Origin of the sequence: Rhodovulum sulfidophilum DSM 1374, assembly GCF_001633165.1 — a bacterium.
In the GTDB taxonomy this organism is placed as follows: domain Bacteria; phylum Pseudomonadota; class Alphaproteobacteria; order Rhodobacterales; family Rhodobacteraceae; genus Rhodovulum; species Rhodovulum sulfidophilum.
The window spans coordinates 1,711,049-1,726,956 of sequence record NZ_CP015418.1; the positions used below are offsets into that span (position 1 = coordinate 1,711,049).

At 67.8% G+C, this 15,908-nt stretch carries 13 protein-coding genes and 1 tRNA gene; 9 read left to right on the top strand and 5 right to left on the bottom strand.

The annotated features are described in order from the left end of the window. Positions 1-8: 8 nt before the first annotated feature. Positions 9-85, top strand: a tRNA-Asp gene (locus tag A6W98_RS08100). Positions 86-330: 245 nt separating this feature from the next. On the opposite strand, the gene A6W98_RS08105 is transcribed toward A6W98_RS08100, so the two are convergent. After that, positions 331-1,704 carry a M20/M25/M40 family metallo-hydrolase gene (locus A6W98_RS08105; RefSeq protein ID WP_042460083.1) on the bottom strand — a complete coding sequence of 458 codons (1,374 nt, stop codon included), beginning with the start codon at positions 1,702-1,704 and terminating at the stop codon, positions 331-333. Between the two features lie 171 nt (positions 1,705-1,875). Here A6W98_RS08105 and A6W98_RS08110 point away from each other — a divergent pair, with 171 nt between their 5' ends. From A6W98_RS08110 to ispG, 4 genes are all read left to right on the top strand, one after another. Next, positions 1,876-2,535 (top strand): 5-aminolevulic acid synthase, encoded by a 660-nt coding sequence (locus A6W98_RS08110; RefSeq protein ID WP_269202146.1) that lies wholly within the window; start codon positions 1,876-1,878, stop codon positions 2,533-2,535. Positions 2,536-3,061: 526 nt separating this feature from the next. Then, positions 3,062-4,285 (top strand): 5-aminolevulinate synthase, encoded by a 1,224-nt coding sequence (gene hemA / locus A6W98_RS08115; protein WP_042460086.1) that lies wholly within the window; start codon positions 3,062-3,064, stop codon positions 4,283-4,285. A 113-nt stretch (positions 4,286-4,398) separates the two neighbouring features. After that, positions 4,399-5,655 (top strand): helix-turn-helix domain-containing protein, encoded by a 1,257-nt coding sequence (locus A6W98_RS08120; RefSeq protein WP_042460089.1) that lies wholly within the window; start codon positions 4,399-4,401, stop codon positions 5,653-5,655. 99 nt (positions 5,656-5,754) lie between these two features. Beyond that, complete coding sequence (ispG, locus tag A6W98_RS08125) at positions 5,755-6,891, top strand: flavodoxin-dependent (E)-4-hydroxy-3-methylbut-2-enyl-diphosphate synthase (RefSeq protein ID WP_042460092.1); 1,137 nt, start codon at positions 5,755-5,757, stop codon at positions 6,889-6,891. 121 nt (positions 6,892-7,012) lie between these two features. On the opposite strand, the gene A6W98_RS08130 is transcribed toward ispG, so the two are convergent. The 3 genes from A6W98_RS08130 to A6W98_RS08140 form a co-directional block, all read right to left on the bottom strand. Then, positions 7,013-7,771 carry a DsbA family protein gene (locus A6W98_RS08130; RefSeq protein WP_042460095.1) on the bottom strand — a complete coding sequence of 253 codons (759 nt, stop codon included), beginning with the start codon at positions 7,769-7,771 and terminating at the stop codon, positions 7,013-7,015. An 88-nt stretch (positions 7,772-7,859) separates the two neighbouring features. After that, positions 7,860-8,600, bottom strand: a complete 741-nt coding sequence (locus A6W98_RS08135) for a DsbA family protein (RefSeq protein ID WP_052677980.1) — start codon at positions 8,598-8,600, stop codon at positions 7,860-7,862. Then, the gene (locus A6W98_RS08140) at positions 8,597-9,940 is read right to left on the bottom strand and encodes a M48 family metalloprotease (protein WP_081251845.1); all 1,344 of its coding nucleotides are present in this window, start codon (positions 9,938-9,940) and stop codon (positions 8,597-8,599) included. Before A6W98_RS08140 ends, A6W98_RS08135 begins: the two co-directional genes overlap by 4 nt. A 62-nt stretch (positions 9,941-10,002) precedes the next feature. Here A6W98_RS08140 and A6W98_RS08145 point away from each other — a divergent pair, with 62 nt between their 5' ends. Both A6W98_RS08145 and rarD read left to right on the top strand, forming a co-directional pair. Continuing rightward, positions 10,003-11,142, top strand: coding sequence for a pyridoxal phosphate-dependent aminotransferase (locus A6W98_RS08145; protein WP_042460098.1), 1,140 nt, complete (start codon positions 10,003-10,005; stop codon positions 11,140-11,142). Next, complete coding sequence (gene rarD / locus A6W98_RS08150; protein ID WP_042460101.1) at positions 11,139-12,092, top strand: EamA family transporter RarD; 954 nt, start codon at positions 11,139-11,141, stop codon at positions 12,090-12,092. The genes A6W98_RS08145 and rarD overlap by 4 nt, the downstream gene beginning before the upstream one ends. On the opposite strand, the gene A6W98_RS08155 is transcribed toward rarD, so the two are convergent. Then, complete coding sequence (locus A6W98_RS08155; protein ID WP_042460104.1) at positions 12,008-12,586, bottom strand: LOG family protein; 579 nt, start codon at positions 12,584-12,586, stop codon at positions 12,008-12,010. The two genes, rarD and A6W98_RS08155, sit on opposite strands and share 85 nt — an antisense overlap. A 101-nt stretch (positions 12,587-12,687) precedes the next feature. Between A6W98_RS08155 and A6W98_RS08160 the strand changes: the two genes are divergently transcribed. Continuing rightward, positions 12,688-13,881, top strand: a complete 1,194-nt coding sequence (locus tag A6W98_RS08160) for a LysM peptidoglycan-binding domain-containing protein (RefSeq protein WP_052677981.1) — start codon at positions 12,688-12,690, stop codon at positions 13,879-13,881. A gap of 74 nt (positions 13,882-13,955) precedes the next feature. Then, the gene (locus A6W98_RS08165) at positions 13,956-15,797 is read left to right on the top strand and encodes an ABCB family ABC transporter ATP-binding protein/permease (protein WP_081251848.1); all 1,842 of its coding nucleotides are present in this window, start codon (positions 13,956-13,958) and stop codon (positions 15,795-15,797) included. The last annotated feature ends 111 nt before the right edge of the window (positions 15,798-15,908 follow it).

Below are 15,908 nucleotides of genomic sequence, written 5' to 3' on the forward strand. Positions count from 1 at the left end.
CGCGATGCGCGGTTGTAGCTCAGTTGGTTAGAGTACCGGCCTGTCACGCCGGGGGTCGCGGGTTCGAGCCCCGTCAACCGCGCCATTCCTTCCCGAAAGTCGAAAGATCTTTACCCCGCCTCCGGGGCCCCGACCCATGTCCGGACACGCGCAGGGCAGGGGGCGCTCCCGCCCGTCTTTGGCGGCCTTGCGGCCGCCGCATCCCGTTGGGCCCGGCGCCGCGCTTGGCGCGGCGCGCCCGGATGTCCGGTAATGGGGCGGGTTTCAGAAGGGACGGGCTTCAGGCAGAGGGGCTTCGGCCGGCACTGTAGGACGGCCGAAGCGGTGATGTCAGGCCGAGAGCGCCGCGAGGATGCGGGCCCAGCTGCGGATGCCCTTGTGGAAGCTCTCGAGGTCGTATTTCTCGTTCGGCGAGTGGATCGCGTCATCGTCCCTGCCGAAGCCGATCAGCATCGAGTCCATGCCGAGCAGGTTCCGGAAGTAGCCTGCCACCGGGATCGACCCGCCCGAGCCGACAAAGGCGGCGGGGTTCGGCCATTCCTGCGATAGCGCCAGCCGCGCCTTCTCGAAGGCCGGATCGCCGATCGACATCTGCGAGGCGGGCGAGGCGCCATGCGGCGCGAAATCGACCGAGCAGTCGGGCGGCAGCAGGCCGCGCACCATCTCGCGGAACGACTCGCGGATCCGGACCGGGTCCTGGCTGCCGACGAGGCGGAAGCTGATCTTGGCCGAGGCCTTCGAGGGCAGCACGGTCTTGAAGCCCGCACCCTCATAGCCGCCGGAAATGCCGTTGATCTCGCAGGTCGGCCGCGACCAGAGCATTTCCAGCACCGAGCGGCCATCTTCGCCCGCGGGCGTCGACAGGCCGACCTCTCCGAGGAACTGCGCCGGATCGAACCCTGTGCCCTGCCATTGCGCCAGGATCTCCTCGGGCATCTCGGGCACGCCGTCGTAGAAGCCGGGCACCGTTACCCGCCCGGTCTCGTCATGCAGCGCGGCGATGATCCGGGCCAGCACCCGGATCGGGTTGATCGCGGGGCCGCCATACATGCCGGAATGCAGGTCCTTGTCGGGGCCGGTGATGGTGATCTCCTCGCCGACGAGCCCGCGCAGCATGGTGACGATCGCTGGCGTCGCATTGCCCAGCATGCCGGTGTCGCAGATCAGCGCGAGATCGGCCTTCAGCGTCTCGGCATTCTCCTTGAGGAAGGGCACCATCGAGGGCGAGCCCGATTCCTCCTCGCCTTCGAGGAACATCGTGATCCGGGCGGGCAGGCTGCCATGCACCGCCTTCCATGCGCGGCAGGCCTCGATGAAGGTCATCAGCTGGCCCTTGTCGTCGCCCGCGCCGCGCGCGCGGATCACCTTGCCCTTCGGCGTCTCCTCGATCGCCGGATCGAACGGGTCGCGCGCCCAGAGCGACAGCGGATCGACCGGCTGCACGTCGTAATGGCCGTAGAACAGCAGGCTGGGCCCGGTCTCGCCCGCCTTGCCGACGACCATCGGGTGTTTCGGGGTGGGGCAGGTGCGGGCGTCGAAGCCGATCGAGGCGAGGTCGCGCACCATCCAGTCGGCGGCCTCGCGGCAGGCGTCGGCATGGGCCGGGTCGGTCGAGATCGAGGGGATGCGCAGCAGCGCCATCAGGCGGTCGAGCGCCTGCGGCAGGTCGGCGTCGATGCGGGCGAGAACGGGATCGAGACTCATCAATATATCCTTCCGATGCGGGGGTTGCGCGGACCCTATCAGGCGGGCCGGGACTGTCCAGAGGTCTGGCCGGAGGGCGCCAGAGAGCAGGTCAGGGCCTTGCCGGAGGGGGCTGGCAGAGCGTTGCCCGCCGGTCTAGGCTCCGGGCAGGTCAAGCGACAGGAGGACGATATGCAGCTGAGCAACGGGCCTGCGAAGCCGAATGCCAACCGGAAGACGTGCGCCGCGGCGGGGCCGGGGGCTGCGCTGACGCGCGGGGTCGGGCTGGGGCTGGCATTGGGGCTGGGAGCGGCACTGACCGCCTCGGCTGCGCCGGTCGATGGCAAGGACGCGCGCAAGCTTGTGTTCAAGCCCGACGGCGCCGAGGTCGCGGTGGTCGACCTGCCCTTTCTGTCGGAAACCGATCGCAAGACCCTGGTCGTCGTGGGGGCGCAGCAGCCCTATTACGGCGCCATCGCGGTCGCGCCGACCGAGGGACTGCGGTCCAAGGCGACGTTGGCAGCGGCCAATTACCACGATGTCGACGCAGCCCGCGTTGCGGCGCTCAGGCGCTGCGACGCGGCCCGCAAGCCCGAGGGCGCGCCCTGCGTGATCGCCGCCGAGATCCGGCCGAAGGGGTGGGAGCCGCGCGCATTGCAGCTGTCGGCGGATGCCACGGACGGGCTGCGCAGCGAATACGGGCGCCGGGGCGGTCCGCGTGCGATGGCCATCTCGCCATCGACGGGGCGCTGGGCGGTGATCAAGGGGCAGGGTGCCGCGTCCCGGGCGCTGGAGGCCTGCGCGGACCAGTCCGGTGCCACGGATTGCCGGATCGCGGTCGAGGACCGTTAAGGGCCTCTCCCGCCGGAGCCGACGCTCGGCCGTCCCGTCGGTCGCGCGGCTCCGGTCCCGGGCACAGGCTGCGTTGCAAGAAAGCTGTCCAGCCTGACTTACAGTGTCTATGTCCACCTGAATTGACAGAAATCAATGTTCAAATCCGAAAACTGTCGCTAAGCTGACGGACGTATGCTGCGCGCAGACGCGCCTTCAGGCCGAATCGCGCCATATTGCTTTGGTATCGGTGGACCGCAGAAACCCTGTTTCCGATCGGAACGCCCGGCCCGGGGAGTATGGTTCAAAAGCAAGGATCGGCTGAAATTTGTGCAGCATGATGCTTCGATATCCGCTGTTTTTCGCTTAAGAGAAACGGACGGGGAAACGGAAACGGCGCTTCGGCCTGTCCCGGCCGGGACAGACGGAACGCCAGAGGGGTCGGTCGGTGACCCCGAAACGCAGAAGGATCCGGCGGGTTCCGCAGGGCGGAGCATGACGGACATCTTCGAGGGCCCTGCGGGGCCGACAAAAAAGGAGAGACCCGGTGGATTATACCGCTGCTTTGGACGCATCCATCAACCGGCTGCACGAAGAGGGGCGCTACCGCACCTTCATTGACATCGAACGGCGCAAGGGCGCTTTCCCCGAGGCGGTCTGGAGCCGTCCCGATGGCGAGAACCAGGACATCGTCGTCTGGTGCGGCAACGACTATCTCGGCATGGGCCAGCACCCCGTCGTCGTCGGCGCCATGCAGGATGCGATCGCTGCGACCGGTGCCGGGTCGGGCGGCACCCGCAACATCTCGGGCACCACGATCCATCACCGCCGCCTCGAGGCCGAACTGGCCGATCTGCACCATAAAGAGGCCGCGCTGGTCTTCAACTCGGCCTATATGGCCAATGATGCCACGCTCTCGACCCTGCCGGTGCTGTTCAAGGATCTGGTCATCGTCTCGGACGAGCTGAACCATGCCTCGATGATTCAGGGCATTCGCCGCGGCCGCTGCGAAAAGCACATCTTCCGCCACAACGACATGGCGCATCTGCGTCAGGTGCTCGAAAGCATCGAGAAGGGCCGTCCGATCCTGATCGCCTTTGAATCGGTCTATTCGATGGATGGCGATTTCGGCCCGATCGAGGAAATCTGCGACCTGGCAGACGAATTCGGCGCGCTGACCTATATCGACGAGGTCCACGCGGTCGGCATGTACGGCGCCCGCGGCGCCGGTGTCGCCGAGCGCGACAATCTGATGCACCGGATCGACATCATCAACGGCACCCTGGCCAAGGCCTATGGCGTGTTCGGCGGCTATGTCGCGGCCTCGGCCAAGATGTGCGATGCCGTCCGCTCCTATGCGCCGGGCTACATCTTCACCACCTCGCTGCCGCCGACCATCGCGGCCGGGGCCTGCGCCTCGGTGCATCACCTCAAGACCGATGCCACCCTGCGCGAGAAGCACCAGGACCGCGCCCGCGTGCTCAAGGCCCGCTTCAAGGGGCTGGGCATGCCGGTGATCGATCATGGCAGCCATATCGTGCCGCTCATCGTCGGCGATCCGGTCCACACCAAGCGGATCTCGGACATGCTGCTGGAAGGCTACGGCATCTACGTGCAGCCGATCAACTTCCCGACCGTGCCGCGCGGCACCGAGCGTCTGCGCTTCACGCCCTCGCCGGTGCATACGCCCGAGCAGATGGATGCGCTGATCCGGGCGATGGACGAACTCTGGTCGCAATGTGCGCTGAATCGCGCCGAACTCACGGCCTAGGTCCATCCGCGGGTGTACCGCTCCCGCACTTGTGATATCGTTTCGAAAACGAGGCGGCGATTCCACAACTCGCCGCCTCATCGGGGACACGAAGGCAGGCACAGGGCGGTTTTATGATCAGGCGCAGGCAGCCGCGCGCGGCTGAGCACTCGCACCACAAACCCAAGGGGTTCGACGCGTTCGAGTTGCGCCTTGGGGATGTCATGCGGGGCGAGCGGGCGACGCTCGGAAAATCCCTGCTGGATGTCCAGCGTGAGCTGAAGATCCGCGCCACCTATATCGCCGCCATCGAGAATGCCGACCCCACCGCCTTCGAGACCCCCGGTTTCATCGCGGGCTATGTGCGGTCCTATGCCCGCTATCTCGGGCTCGATCCGGAATGGGCCTATCGCCGCTTCTGCGAAGAGGGCGATTTCGCGACCGTCAACGCGATGGATGCAGCCGCGTCCCACAAGCCGCAGCCGGCGCGTCGCAAGTCCGTCTCCGAGCCGCTGGCCGACCCCAATGCCATTTTCGTGCCCCGCGGCCCGGCGATGTTCTCGCAGGTCCAGCCCGGGGCCATCGGATCGGTGCTGGTGCTGCTGTCGCTGATCGCCGTGCTCGGCTATGGCGGCTGGTCGGTGCTGAAGGAGATCCAGCAGGTTCGGCTCGCGCCGCTCGACGACCAGCCGGGCCTGATGGCCGATGTCGATCCGCTTCAGGTCGCCGAGAACGCGCCGGTCTCGGACCGGGCGCCCTCTGCCCCGCCGTCGGTCGATGCGCTCGACCGGCTCTATCGTCCCCAGATCCTCGATCGTCCGGTGATGGTCGCCCGCGACGGACCGATCGCGACCATCGACCCGGGCGAGATCGGCGTTCTGGTCAGCGACCGGTCGCAGCGCGCGGTCGAGCGTTCTTTCGACACTGCCGTCGCGACGGCGCTGGCCGAGGCAGGGGCCGGAGGGCAGAGGCCGGGCCTCGTGCGCGAGCCCCGCGCCGCGGAGAACGGAGCCGTTCAGGTTGTCGCCGCCGATGCGACACCCGAGCTCGCGATCCTCGCGGTCCGGCCGGCCTGGGTCCGGATCTCGGCGGCTGACGGAACCGTGCTGCTCGAAAAGATCCTGGATGCGGGAGAAAGCTACGTGCTGCCCCGTACCGAAAAACCGCCGCGGCTGCGCGCGGGGAATTCGGGCTCGGTTTATTTCTCGGTCAACGGGCGGACCTACGGGCCGTCGGCTCCGGGGGCGAAGGTGGCCAAGAATATCGAACTGTCGCCCCGGGCGCTGACCGAACGCTATCAACTGGCCGATATCCAGGCCGATCCCGATCTGGCGGTGGCGCTGGCGCAGAACGACGTGCCGACGACACGCGCCGGCGGCCCGTCGCGCTAGAGCCGCATCGGCCGGGGCGCGGCAAGGCCGCGCGTTGCGCCGCGTCGGGGAATCTTCTATCCCGGAGTTGGATTAACCAACGCTCGGACAGGTAGACCCATGTCGCTCAATTCCGTGCGCCCCTGGCGCAGTATCGACCGCCGAAAAACCCGTCAGATCCATGTTGGCCCCGTCGCCGTGGGCGGCGATGCGCCGATTTCGGTCCAGACCATGACCAATACGGTGACGACCGATGTGAAGGGCACGATCGGACAGATCCTGCGGGCGGCCGAGGCGGGTGCCGATATCGTGCGGGTCTCGGTGCCAGACGAGGATTCGTCGCGCGCGCTGAAGGAAATCGTCGCCGAAAGCCCGGTCCCGATCGTCGCCGACATCCATTTCCACTACAAGCGCGGGATCGAGGCTGCCGAGGCGGGCGCTGCCTGCCTGCGCATCAATCCCGGCAATATCGGCGATGCCAAGCGGGTGAAGGAGGTCATCAAGGCCGCCCGCGATCATGGCTGCTCGATGCGGATCGGGGTGAATGCCGGGTCGCTGGAAAAGCACCTGCTCGAGAAATACGGCGAGCCCTGTCCCGAGGCGATGGTCGAGTCGGCGCTCGAACATATCCGCATCCTCGAGGATAACGACTTCTTCGAGTTCAAGATCTCGGTGAAGGCCTCCGACGTGTTCCTGGCCGCGGCTGCCTATCAGGGCATCGCCGAGGTGACCGAGGCGCCGATCCATCTGGGCATTACCGAGGCGGGGGGATTCGTCTCCGGCACCATCAAGTCGGCGATCGGTCTGGGCAACCTGCTGTGGATGGGGGTCGGCGACACGCTGCGGGTCTCGCTCTCGGCCGACCCGGTCGAGGAGGTCAAGGTCGGCTACGAGATCCTCAAGGCGCTGGGGCTGCGGCACCGGGGCGTGAACATCATCTCCTGCCCGTCCTGCGCGCGGCAGGGCTTCGATGTGATCCGGACCGTCGAGGCGCTGGAGAAGCGTCTCGAACATATCAAGACCCCGATGAGCCTGTCGATCATCGGCTGCGTGGTGAACGGGCCGGGCGAGGCGCTGATGACCGATGTCGGCTTTACCGGCGGCGGCAACGGCAACGGCATGGTCTATCTCGCGGGCAAGCAGGACCACCGGATTTCGAACGAGGCGATGATCGACCATATCGTCGAGGAGGTCGAGAAGAAGGCCGCTGAGATCGAGTCCACCGAGACCTCCTCCGGGGTCGAAGCGGCCGAGTAGCCGGACCGGCGCCGCCGGACCAGAATTCTTCGTCGAAGAATTCTGGTCCGGGAGCCACCGCAATGCCGCGAAAGCCCCGGGAAAATTCGCGAATTTTCCCGAAGCGTTGTGGGCGGTGCGATCAGTCCGCCCGCGCGTCCTCGACCAGTTGCTTCATGCCCTCGAGCGGCACATAGCCCCGGATCATCTGGTCGCCGAGGATGAAGGTGGGCGTGCCCGAGATCTGCAGCCGTTGCGCCAGCGCGTGATTGTCGGCGATCACCTTCTCGACCTCGGGGGCCTTCATCCGCTCCAGCACCGCGGCCGCATCCAGCCCGTTCTCCTCGGCCAGCCGTTTCAGCGACTCGTCGCTGACATTGCCGCGGAAGGTGATCAGGGCGTCATGGATCTTCTCATAGGCCGCGTCCCCGGCCAGTTGCTTGACCGCGATGGCAAAGCGCGAGGACAGCACCGATTGCTCGCCCAGGATCGGGAATTCCTTCACCACGAAGCGGATATTGCCGTCGCTTGCGACCAGGTCCGAGACTTCGGAATAGGATTTGCGACAGTAGGTGCAGCGGTAATCAGTGAACTCGACGAGGGTCACGTCGCCCTCGGGATTGCCGCCGACCCAGGAAACGCCATCCTCGAAGATGTCCTCGGCATTGACCCGGACCAGCGTCTCGTCATTCTGCGCCTGGGCATTGGCCTGGCGTTGTTCGAGGACGCCGATCGCCTCCATCAGCACCTCGGGATTGTCCATCAGATAGGACCGTACCTCGGCGCGGAAGGCCGTGCGCTCGGCCGCGCTCATGTCGGTGAGGTCGAAGGCCTCGGCCTGAGCTGCGAGGGGGGCGGCGAGGCCAAGGGCCATCAGCGCGGCTGCGGTCATGCGGGTCATCGGCTCTCTCCGTTCGTCGTGACGCGGGTCGGGCTCTCTTCCACCATATCCGGACGACGGCGCCAATGGGCAAAAGCCAAGGCCGGGGTCACTTCTTGCGGCGTATCGCCTCGACCATGCGCAGGAGCGCGACGGCGGGCACGTCGCCGCGCACCATGGTCCGCCTCAGGACCTGCGCGGGGGCGGGGCCCAGCTCCAGCGCCTTGGCGAGGGCGCGGGTCTCGGCCAGCTTTGCGGTGATGTCCGCGCCCGCCATCCGTGTCGTCGCCTCTGCCGGGTCCAGCCCCAGTTCCGCCGATATCCGGTCGAGCGTGGCGGCGTCGAGCGTGGCGCCCGCGTCAAACAACCGGCTCTGGGCGGCCTCATAGGCCGCGGGGCCCGCCAGTCGAAGCACCGCCAAAGCGAAGCGCGCGGCGCGCTCGGCCGCTTCGTCGCCGGGGCGGGGCGCCTCCTTGACCACCAGCCGCAGCTGGTCGTCCCGCTCGGCTGCCTCGCGCGCCGCGTCAAGCGCCCGCCTTGCCCCTTCGGCGCGGTAGTCGACGAAGCTGACCAGCGTCACGTCGCCGTCCGGCGCGCCGCCCGTCCAGTCATCCGGTGCGCGGAAAAGCGTCTCGGCATGGGCCTCGATGCGGGCCAGATCGGCATTGGCATGGCGCGCCATCCGGCGCGTCTCGGCACCCTCCAGAGCCTCGCGGATGACCTCGGGATGCTCCAGCAGATAGGCGCGAAGCTCGGCCCGGAAGGCGACCCTCTCGGCGTCGTTCAGCGGAAGGGCGAGGCCCGGAGTGGCCGTCGCCACCGCAACAGCAAGACACAGCACCAGCTTCATCGCTGTTTCAGCTTTTCGGCTGCGGCGAGGATGTCATCGGCCCGCAGCCAGCCCGGCGAGCCGCGCGGCAGCAGCCCTTCGGCGCGGCGGGCATGGACAGCGGCGGTCTTCATCCGGCCGGCGACGGCATACCGTTCGGCGGTCGCGACCGAGGCCATGCCGTTATTGCCGGTGCGGGCATAGGCCACGGCCAGATCGCGCAGCATCCGTGGGTCGCGGGGGTCGCGGGCCCGCGCCTTTTCAAGCGCGGCCAGGGCCTTGCGGTTCTCGGCCGGCCGGTCGAGCGCCAGCAGCGCGCGGCCGTAGCCGGCAAGGATCAGCGGCTCTTTCGGCGCCATCTGCACGGCGCGGGCATAGGCCTGCACTGCCGGGCCGAACTGGCGCGATTCCAGAAGGATCTGTCCTTTCAGCTCCTGCACGAACGGATCGCTGCCCCGCGCCGCCTCCAGCCGCGCGATCTCGGCCATCGCGCGGCGCGCGTCGGGGGTGCGGTGCCAGGCCACGGCGCGGCGCATCATGCCGACGGCCGTCTTGTCCTTTTCGGCGCGGCGCAGCGTGTAGCGCGGGTTTTGCAGGAAGGCGCCCAGCTTGCCCCGGGCGCGGGCAAACCAGTAATCGGCTTGGGTATCGGACTGCACCGCGCCGCTATAGGCGCTGGCATAACCGCGCGCATTGCGCAGCCGGTCCGCATTGAGCGGGTGGGTGCGAATATAGGGGTCCTGTCGGCTTTGGCTCAGCGCCTCCTGACCGCGGAAGATCTCGAGCACCTTGACCATCGCCTGCGGAGAGATCCCGGCCCGCGCCATGTAGCGCGCGCCCGCCTGGTCGGCCGAGGCCTCCTCGGCCCGGGTATGGGCGAAGAAAAGCCGCTGCGCGGTCGAGGAGGACCCCATGGCAATTCCCGCGCCCGCATCCGCATGGCCCGCCGCCGCGACCGCCAGCGACATCAGCATCCCCATCGCCGCGGCCGATCCCGCGCTGCGCATGTTGGACAGCCTGCGCGTGATATGGCCATTGGCGATATGGGCCAGCTCATGCGAGATCACCGCCTGCAACTCGGCCGCGCTTTCCAGCCTGAGCAGAAGGCCCGAATGCACCATCACCGTCTGGCTGTCGAGGACGAAGGCGTTCAGGCTCGAATCCCGCAGCACCATCACCCGGACCCGCTCGGGGCTGAGCCCGGCGGCGACGGCCAGCGGCTGGGTCAGGCGTTTCAGCGCATATTCGATCTCGGCATCGCGGATCAGCGACTGGGCCCGCGAGGCCGCCGGGGCAAAGCTCAGGATCAGCGCCAGCGCCAGGCCGATCAGGCCGCGCGCCGGTCCCGTCATGGCTCCCATTGACCTCGTCCCCCTCGGCTGGAAGAAAGCCTGCAACTGGCAGGCACCCTAAGGAGACGGGCATGAAGGTTTCAAGCCGAGGCGAGGTCGATCCCTTCATTGTGATGGATGTGATGGAGGCCGCCGCCCGGGCCGAATCGCAGGGGCGCAGGATCATCCACATGGAGGTGGGCCAGCCCGGCACCCCCGCACCCGCCGCGGCCCGGAAGGCGCTGGCCCGCGCGATGGAGGAAAGCCCGCTGGGCTATACCCTTGGTCTTGGCCTGCCCGCGCTTCGTGCCCGGATCGCCGCGCTTTACCGCGACTGGTACGGCGTCGATCTGAACCCCGAGCGGGTGGTGGTGACGCCGGGTTCGTCGGGCGGCTTCACGCTGGCCTTCACCTCGCTTTTCGATGTCGGCGCCCGGGTCGGGATCGGCGCGCCGGGCTATCCCTCCTACAAGGCGATCCTCAAGGCGCTGGGGCTCGAGCCGGTGATGATCCGGACCGAAACCCAGCACCGCCTGCAACCGGTGCCGGGCGATCTGCCCCAGGATCTCGACGGGCTGCTGGTGGCCTCTCCCGCCAACCCTTCGGGCACGATGCTCGACCGCGACGCGCTGGCCGCGCTGATCGACGCCGCCCATGCCCGCGGCGCGGCCTTCATCTCGGACGAGATCTATCACGGCATCGAATACGAGCGCAAAGCCGTGACCGCGCTCGAGATCACCGACGAGACCTATGTCATCAACTCCTTCTCGAAATATTTCTCGATGACCGGCTGGCGGGTCGGCTGGATGGTCGTGCCCGAGGATCATATCCGCCGGGTCGAGCGTCTGGTGCAGAACCTCTTCATCTGCGCGCCCCATGCCAGCCAGGTCGCGGCGCTGGCAGCACTCGATTGCGGTGACGAGCTTCAGGCCAATATGGAGGTCTACCGGAAGAACCGCGCGCTGATGCTGGAGGGGCTGCCGAAGGCGGGCTTCACCCGGATAGCGCCACCCGACGGGGCCTTCTATGTCTATGCCGATGTGTCGGACCTGACGACCGACAGCCGCGCCTTCGCCGCCGAGATCCTTGAAAAGGCCGGTGTCGCGGTGACCCCGGGGCTCGATTTCGACCCCGAGAGGGGGGCGGGCACGCTGCGCTTTTCCTATGCCCGTTCGACCGCCGATATCGAGGAGGGCCTGGCCCGGCTCGCCCGTTTCATGGCGTCGCGATGAGCCCGCTGCGCCCGGCTGCGAAGGGCGTTCTGGCGATGGTGGGGGCCTCGGCGATCTGGGGCCTGTCCTCGATGTATTACAAGCTTCTGGCCCATGTCCCGCCGCTTGAGGTGCTCAGCCACCGGACGATCTGGTCGCTGGTCTTCTTCGGGCTGGTGCTGGCGCTGCAGGGGCGGCTGGTCGAGCTCTGGCGGCTGTTCGGTCAGGCCCGGGCGCTCTGGCTGGTGGCGGCGGCGGCGGTGATGATCTCGACCAACTGGTTCTTCTTCATCTACGCGATCCAGATCGGCCATGCGGTCGAGGCGAGCCTTGGCTATTACATCTTCCCGCTGGTCGCGGTGGCGCTGGGCTTCGCGGTGCTGGGCGAGCGACCCTCGGCGCTGCAATGGGGCGCGGTGGGCCTTGCCGCTGTGGCCGTCGGAGCGCTGACCTGGGGGCTTGGCGTCGCGCCCTGGATGTCGCTGGCGCTGGCGGGAACCTTCGCGCTTTACGGGCTGGCCAAGCGTGGCGTGCCCGCCGGGCCGGTGGTTTCGGTCACCGCCGAGGTCGTGCTGCTGCTGCCGCTGGCGCTGGTCTGGCTCTGGGGGGTGCATGTCGCGGGCTGGCCCGGGCTGACCGGCCGGGCGCTGGGCGCCTTCGGCCAGGATCTCGGCGACAGCCTGCTCTTGGTCTTTTCCGGGCCGCTGACGGCGGTGCCGCTGATGCTGTTCAGCTATGCCACCAAGCGGGTCGATTTCGCGACCGTGGGGCTGGTGATGTATCTGAACCCGACCTTGCAGGTTCTGGTGGCGACACTGGTCTTCCGCGAGCCCTTCACCGGCTGGCACATCCTGGCCTTCGCCCTGATCTGGACGGCGCTTGCGCTTTATTCGGCCGAAAGCCTGCGGCTGGACAGGGCGTCGCGCAGATCCTCCATCAGCGCGGGCACGTCGGACACCATGCGGACATAGCCTGCCAGCGAGGGCTCGGCGAAGCCCTCGTCGATGAAGTGATGGATGAGCGCGCTCAGCGGGTTCCAGAAGCCTTCGGTATTGAGCAGGTAGATCGGCTTGGCATGCAGCCCGAGCTGGCGCCAGGTCAGCACCTCGAAGAATTCGTCCAGCGACCCGGCACCGCCCGGCAGCACCACGATCGCGTCCGAATTCATGTACATGACCTTCTTCCGCTCATGCATGTTCTCGGTCACGATGAAGGCCGACAGGTCGCGCTTGCCGACCTCGCGGTCCAGCAGGTGCACCGGGATCACCCCGAAGGTCTGCCCGCCCGAGCCCTGCGCCGCCCGTGCGACCCGGCCCATCAGCCCGACATCGCCCGCGCCATAGACCAGCCGCCAGCCCGCCTCGGCCAGGGCATGGCCCAGCGCGTCGGCCTGGGCCGCATAGGCGGGACGGTCGCCGTCGCGTGAGCCGCAGAAGACACAGATGGATGGGTTTTGAAGGGTCATGGCACGCCTGCGGATCGGTTTTATGGACCCGTGATACCGGGGTTGATATTGTCCCGCAAGGCATCGGGCCACAGGGCGGTCCATGCGGGGGAGGAGGGGCGATGCCAGAACGCGCGCGCAAGGCACCGATCCGGAGATCGGTCTGGACCTGGATCATCCTCGGCGGCGAGGCGGCGCTGGTTCTCATGGTCGCTGCCTGGTTCCTCGGGCGGGACGACGAGCGCAAGAGCGACGGGCCCCAGGCAGAACAGGATGCGGCCGTCACCTCGCCGGATACGACCGACAAGGCCCCTGATGCTGCAAATACCGACGCGCAACCCCCTGCTGCGGGCGACCGCTCGGAGGCGGTGCCGCCCGCGATGCCCGTGTTCGCGCCGCCTGCATTCGATCTGGTCCGCGTCACGCCCGAGGGCAGCGCGCTGGTCTCGGGCCGGGCCGGGGCGGGCAGCGTCGTCGCGGTGCTGGTCGAGGGCCGCGAGGCCGCCCGCGCCAAGGCCGATGCCGCTGGCAATTTCGCGGTCCTGTTCGATCTTGGCCAAAGCGACGAGCCGCGGCGGATCTCGCTTGCGATGCTGGGGGCCGACGGGCGCCGGACCGCCTCCGAGGCGACGGTGATTCTGGCCCCGAACCGGTCCGTTTCCACTGCCACCGGGCCAGCCGGAGGGCTCGAGGATGCGGCGGAAGGACCGCGCCCGTCGCAGAGCGGCGCGCCGTCATCCGCGATAATCGGGCCGCCTCCGGCCGATGCCGCCGCCATCCTCATCTCGGATGCCGGAGGGGTGCGCCTGCTCGAGCCCCCGCATCCCCATGAGGCGCCGCCGGTTTCTGGACTGACGCTCGACGCGATTTCCTATGATGCCCAAGGGGCCGTGCGTCTTGCCGGTCGCGGCCGTCCCGGGGCCGCGCTTCGGCTCTATATCGACAACGCGCCGCTGACCGAGACCGCGATCGACGGCGCCGGACGCTGGACCCTCCGCGCGCCCGGCATCGCCGCCGGTCGCCATGTCCTCCGGGCGGATCTGCTGGCCGACGATGGCGGGGTTGCGGCGCGGATCGAGACCCCGTTCCAGCGCGAGCCCGCCGCCGAGATCGCGGCCGCCATGCCGCCGCCCGCCGGACCGGCCGGGGTCCGGGTCATGACCGTGCAGCCCGGCTATACGCTCTGGGGCATCGCCGACCGGACCTATGGCCGGGGCATGCAATATGTGAAGATATTCGAGGCCAATCGCGGCCAGATCAGCGATCCCGACCTGATCTATCCCGGCCAGATCTTCGATCTTCCGCATGTCGAATAGTCATGGCGTCGCTGGCATTTTCCGGTCTCCGGCGCTAGGGTCGGCCGCGCTCCCCTTAGGAAGGCCTCTCCCCGATGCGCCGTGGCAGACGTCCCACTACCGCAGACCTGTCGCAATTCGACCGCGAGCAGGGCATGCGCACGATCCGCAAGGTCGCGCCCTATCTCTGGCCGCAGGGTCAGGGCTGGGTCAAGCGCCGCGTCGTGCTGGCGCTGGCTGCCCTTTTGCTGGCCAAGGTGGTCTCGGTCGGCACGCCCTTCCTCTACAAGGCCGCGGTCGACAGCCTGACCGGCGAGGCCCGTAACGACACATTGCTGCTGGCGGTGGGCGCGGTCGGGCTGACCGTCGCCTATGGCATGGCGCGGCTGATGAATACCGGCTTCCAGCAGCTTCGCGACGCGATCTTCTCCCGGGTCGGGCAGCGCGCGCTGCGCCGGCTGGCGCTGGAAACCTTCACCCATATTCACCGGCTCTCGCTGCGCTATCACATCTCGCGCAAGACCGGCGGGCTGTCGCGGGTGATGGAGCGCGGCGTGAAGGGCGTCGAGTTCCTGCTCCGCTTCCTGCTGTTCAGCATTGCCCCGCTGGTCCTCGAGCTTGCGATGGTCGGCGTCGTCTTCGCGCTGGCCTTCGATCTCTGGTATCTCGCCGTCGTGGCGGCGGTGATCACGGTCTATGTCAAGTTCACCTTCGTCGTGACCGACTGGCGGGTGAAGATCCGCCGCCGGATGAACGATCAGGACACCGACGCCAACCAGAAGGCCATCGACAGCCTGCTCAATTTCGAGACGGTGAAGTATTTCGGCGCCGAGGCGCGCGAGGCCGAACGCTACGACCGCGCGATGGAGGGCTATGAGGAGGCCGCGATCAAGACCTCCTATTCGCTGGCGCTGCTGAATTTCGGTCAGGCGCTGATCATCACCGCCGGCATGATCGCGGTGATGGTGATGGCGGCGCTGGGGGTGCAGGCGGGCAAGCTGACGGTCGGCGATTTCGTGATGGTCAACGCCTACATGATCCAGATCACCATGCCCCTGAACTTCCTCGGCGCGGTCTATCGCGAGATCCGGCAAAGCCTGATCGACATGGGTGACATGTTCGCCCTGCTGGAACAACCCGCCGAGGTGACCGACCGGCCCGATGCCGCCGCGCTGAAGGTGACGGGCGGCGCGGTCGAATTCCGGGATGTGCGCTTCGGCTACGACCCCGGACGGCCGATCCTCAAGGGCGTCTCGCTTTCGGTTCCGGCCGGGCGCAAGGTGGCCATCGTCGGGCCGTCGGGCGCGGGCAAGTCGACCATCGGGCGGCTGCTCTTCCGCTTCTACGACGTGACCGGCGGCGCGGTCGCGATCGACGGGCAGGATCTGCGCGAGGTCACCCAGGACAGCCTTCATCGTGCCATCGGCGTGGTGCCGCAGGACACGGTGCTGTTCAACGACACCATCCTTTACAACATCGCCTATGGCCGCCCCGGGGCCAGCCCCGCCGAGATCGAGGCCGCGGCCCGCGCCGCCAAGATCCACGACTTCGTGACGTCCCTGCCGAAGGGATATCAGACCCTCGTCGGCGAACGCGGGCTCAAGCTTTCGGGCGGCGAGAAACAGCGCGTGGGCATCGCCCGGACGCTGCTGAAGAACCCGCCGATCCTGCTGCTCGACGAGGCGACCTCGGCGCTCGATTCCGAGACCGAGGCGGGCATCCAGTCGGAACTCAAGGCGATGGGCGAGGGCCGCACGGTGATCGCCATCGCGCACCGGCTCTCGACCATCGTCGATGCCGACGAGATCGTGGTGCTGGAAGACGGTCAGGCGGTCGAACGCGGCACCCATGAGGCGCTTCTGGTCCATGGCGGCCGCTACGCCGCGATGTGGCAGCGCCAGCAGGCGGGCGAGGACGGGGATATCGCCGCCGAATAAGCCCGGGGCTCCGTGTCGCGCCGCCATTGACAGCGGTCCCTTGCTTCTTCTTGGTTCAAATACCCATGACGCCCCGGTCTGCCATCCGGGGCCGACATCCGGAACATACGA

Bases quoted from the DNA above. Each gene is read 5' to 3' on its own strand.
- A6W98_RS08105 (WP_042460083.1), bottom strand. From the start codon at position 1,704: ATGAGTCTCGATCCCGTTCTCGCCCGCATCGACGCCGACCTGCCGCAG.
- A6W98_RS08110 (WP_269202146.1), top strand. From the start codon at position 1,876: ATGCAGCTGAGCAACGGGCCTGCGAAGCCGAATGCCAACCGGAAGACG.
- A6W98_RS08120 (WP_042460089.1), top strand. From the start codon at position 4,399: ATGATCAGGCGCAGGCAGCCGCGCGCGGCTGAGCACTCGCACCACAAA.
- ispG (WP_042460092.1), top strand. From the start codon at position 5,755: ATGTCGCTCAATTCCGTGCGCCCCTGGCGCAGTATCGACCGCCGAAAA.
- A6W98_RS08130 (WP_042460095.1), bottom strand. From the start codon at position 7,771: ATGACCCGCATGACCGCAGCCGCGCTGATGGCCCTTGGCCTCGCCGCC.
- A6W98_RS08135 (WP_052677980.1), bottom strand. From the start codon at position 8,600: ATGAAGCTGGTGCTGTGTCTTGCTGTTGCGGTGGCGACGGCCACTCCG.
- A6W98_RS08140 (WP_081251845.1), bottom strand. From the start codon at position 9,940: ATGGGAGCCATGACGGGACCGGCGCGCGGCCTGATCGGCCTGGCGCTG.
- A6W98_RS08145 (WP_042460098.1), top strand. From the start codon at position 10,003: ATGAAGGTTTCAAGCCGAGGCGAGGTCGATCCCTTCATTGTGATGGAT.
- rarD (WP_042460101.1), top strand. From the start codon at position 11,139: ATGAGCCCGCTGCGCCCGGCTGCGAAGGGCGTTCTGGCGATGGTGGGG.
- A6W98_RS08155 (WP_042460104.1), bottom strand. From the start codon at position 12,586: ATGACCCTTCAAAACCCATCCATCTGTGTCTTCTGCGGCTCACGCGAC.
- A6W98_RS08160 (WP_052677981.1), top strand. From the start codon at position 12,688: ATGCCAGAACGCGCGCGCAAGGCACCGATCCGGAGATCGGTCTGGACC.
- A6W98_RS08165 (WP_081251848.1), top strand. From the start codon at position 13,956: ATGCGCCGTGGCAGACGTCCCACTACCGCAGACCTGTCGCAATTCGAC.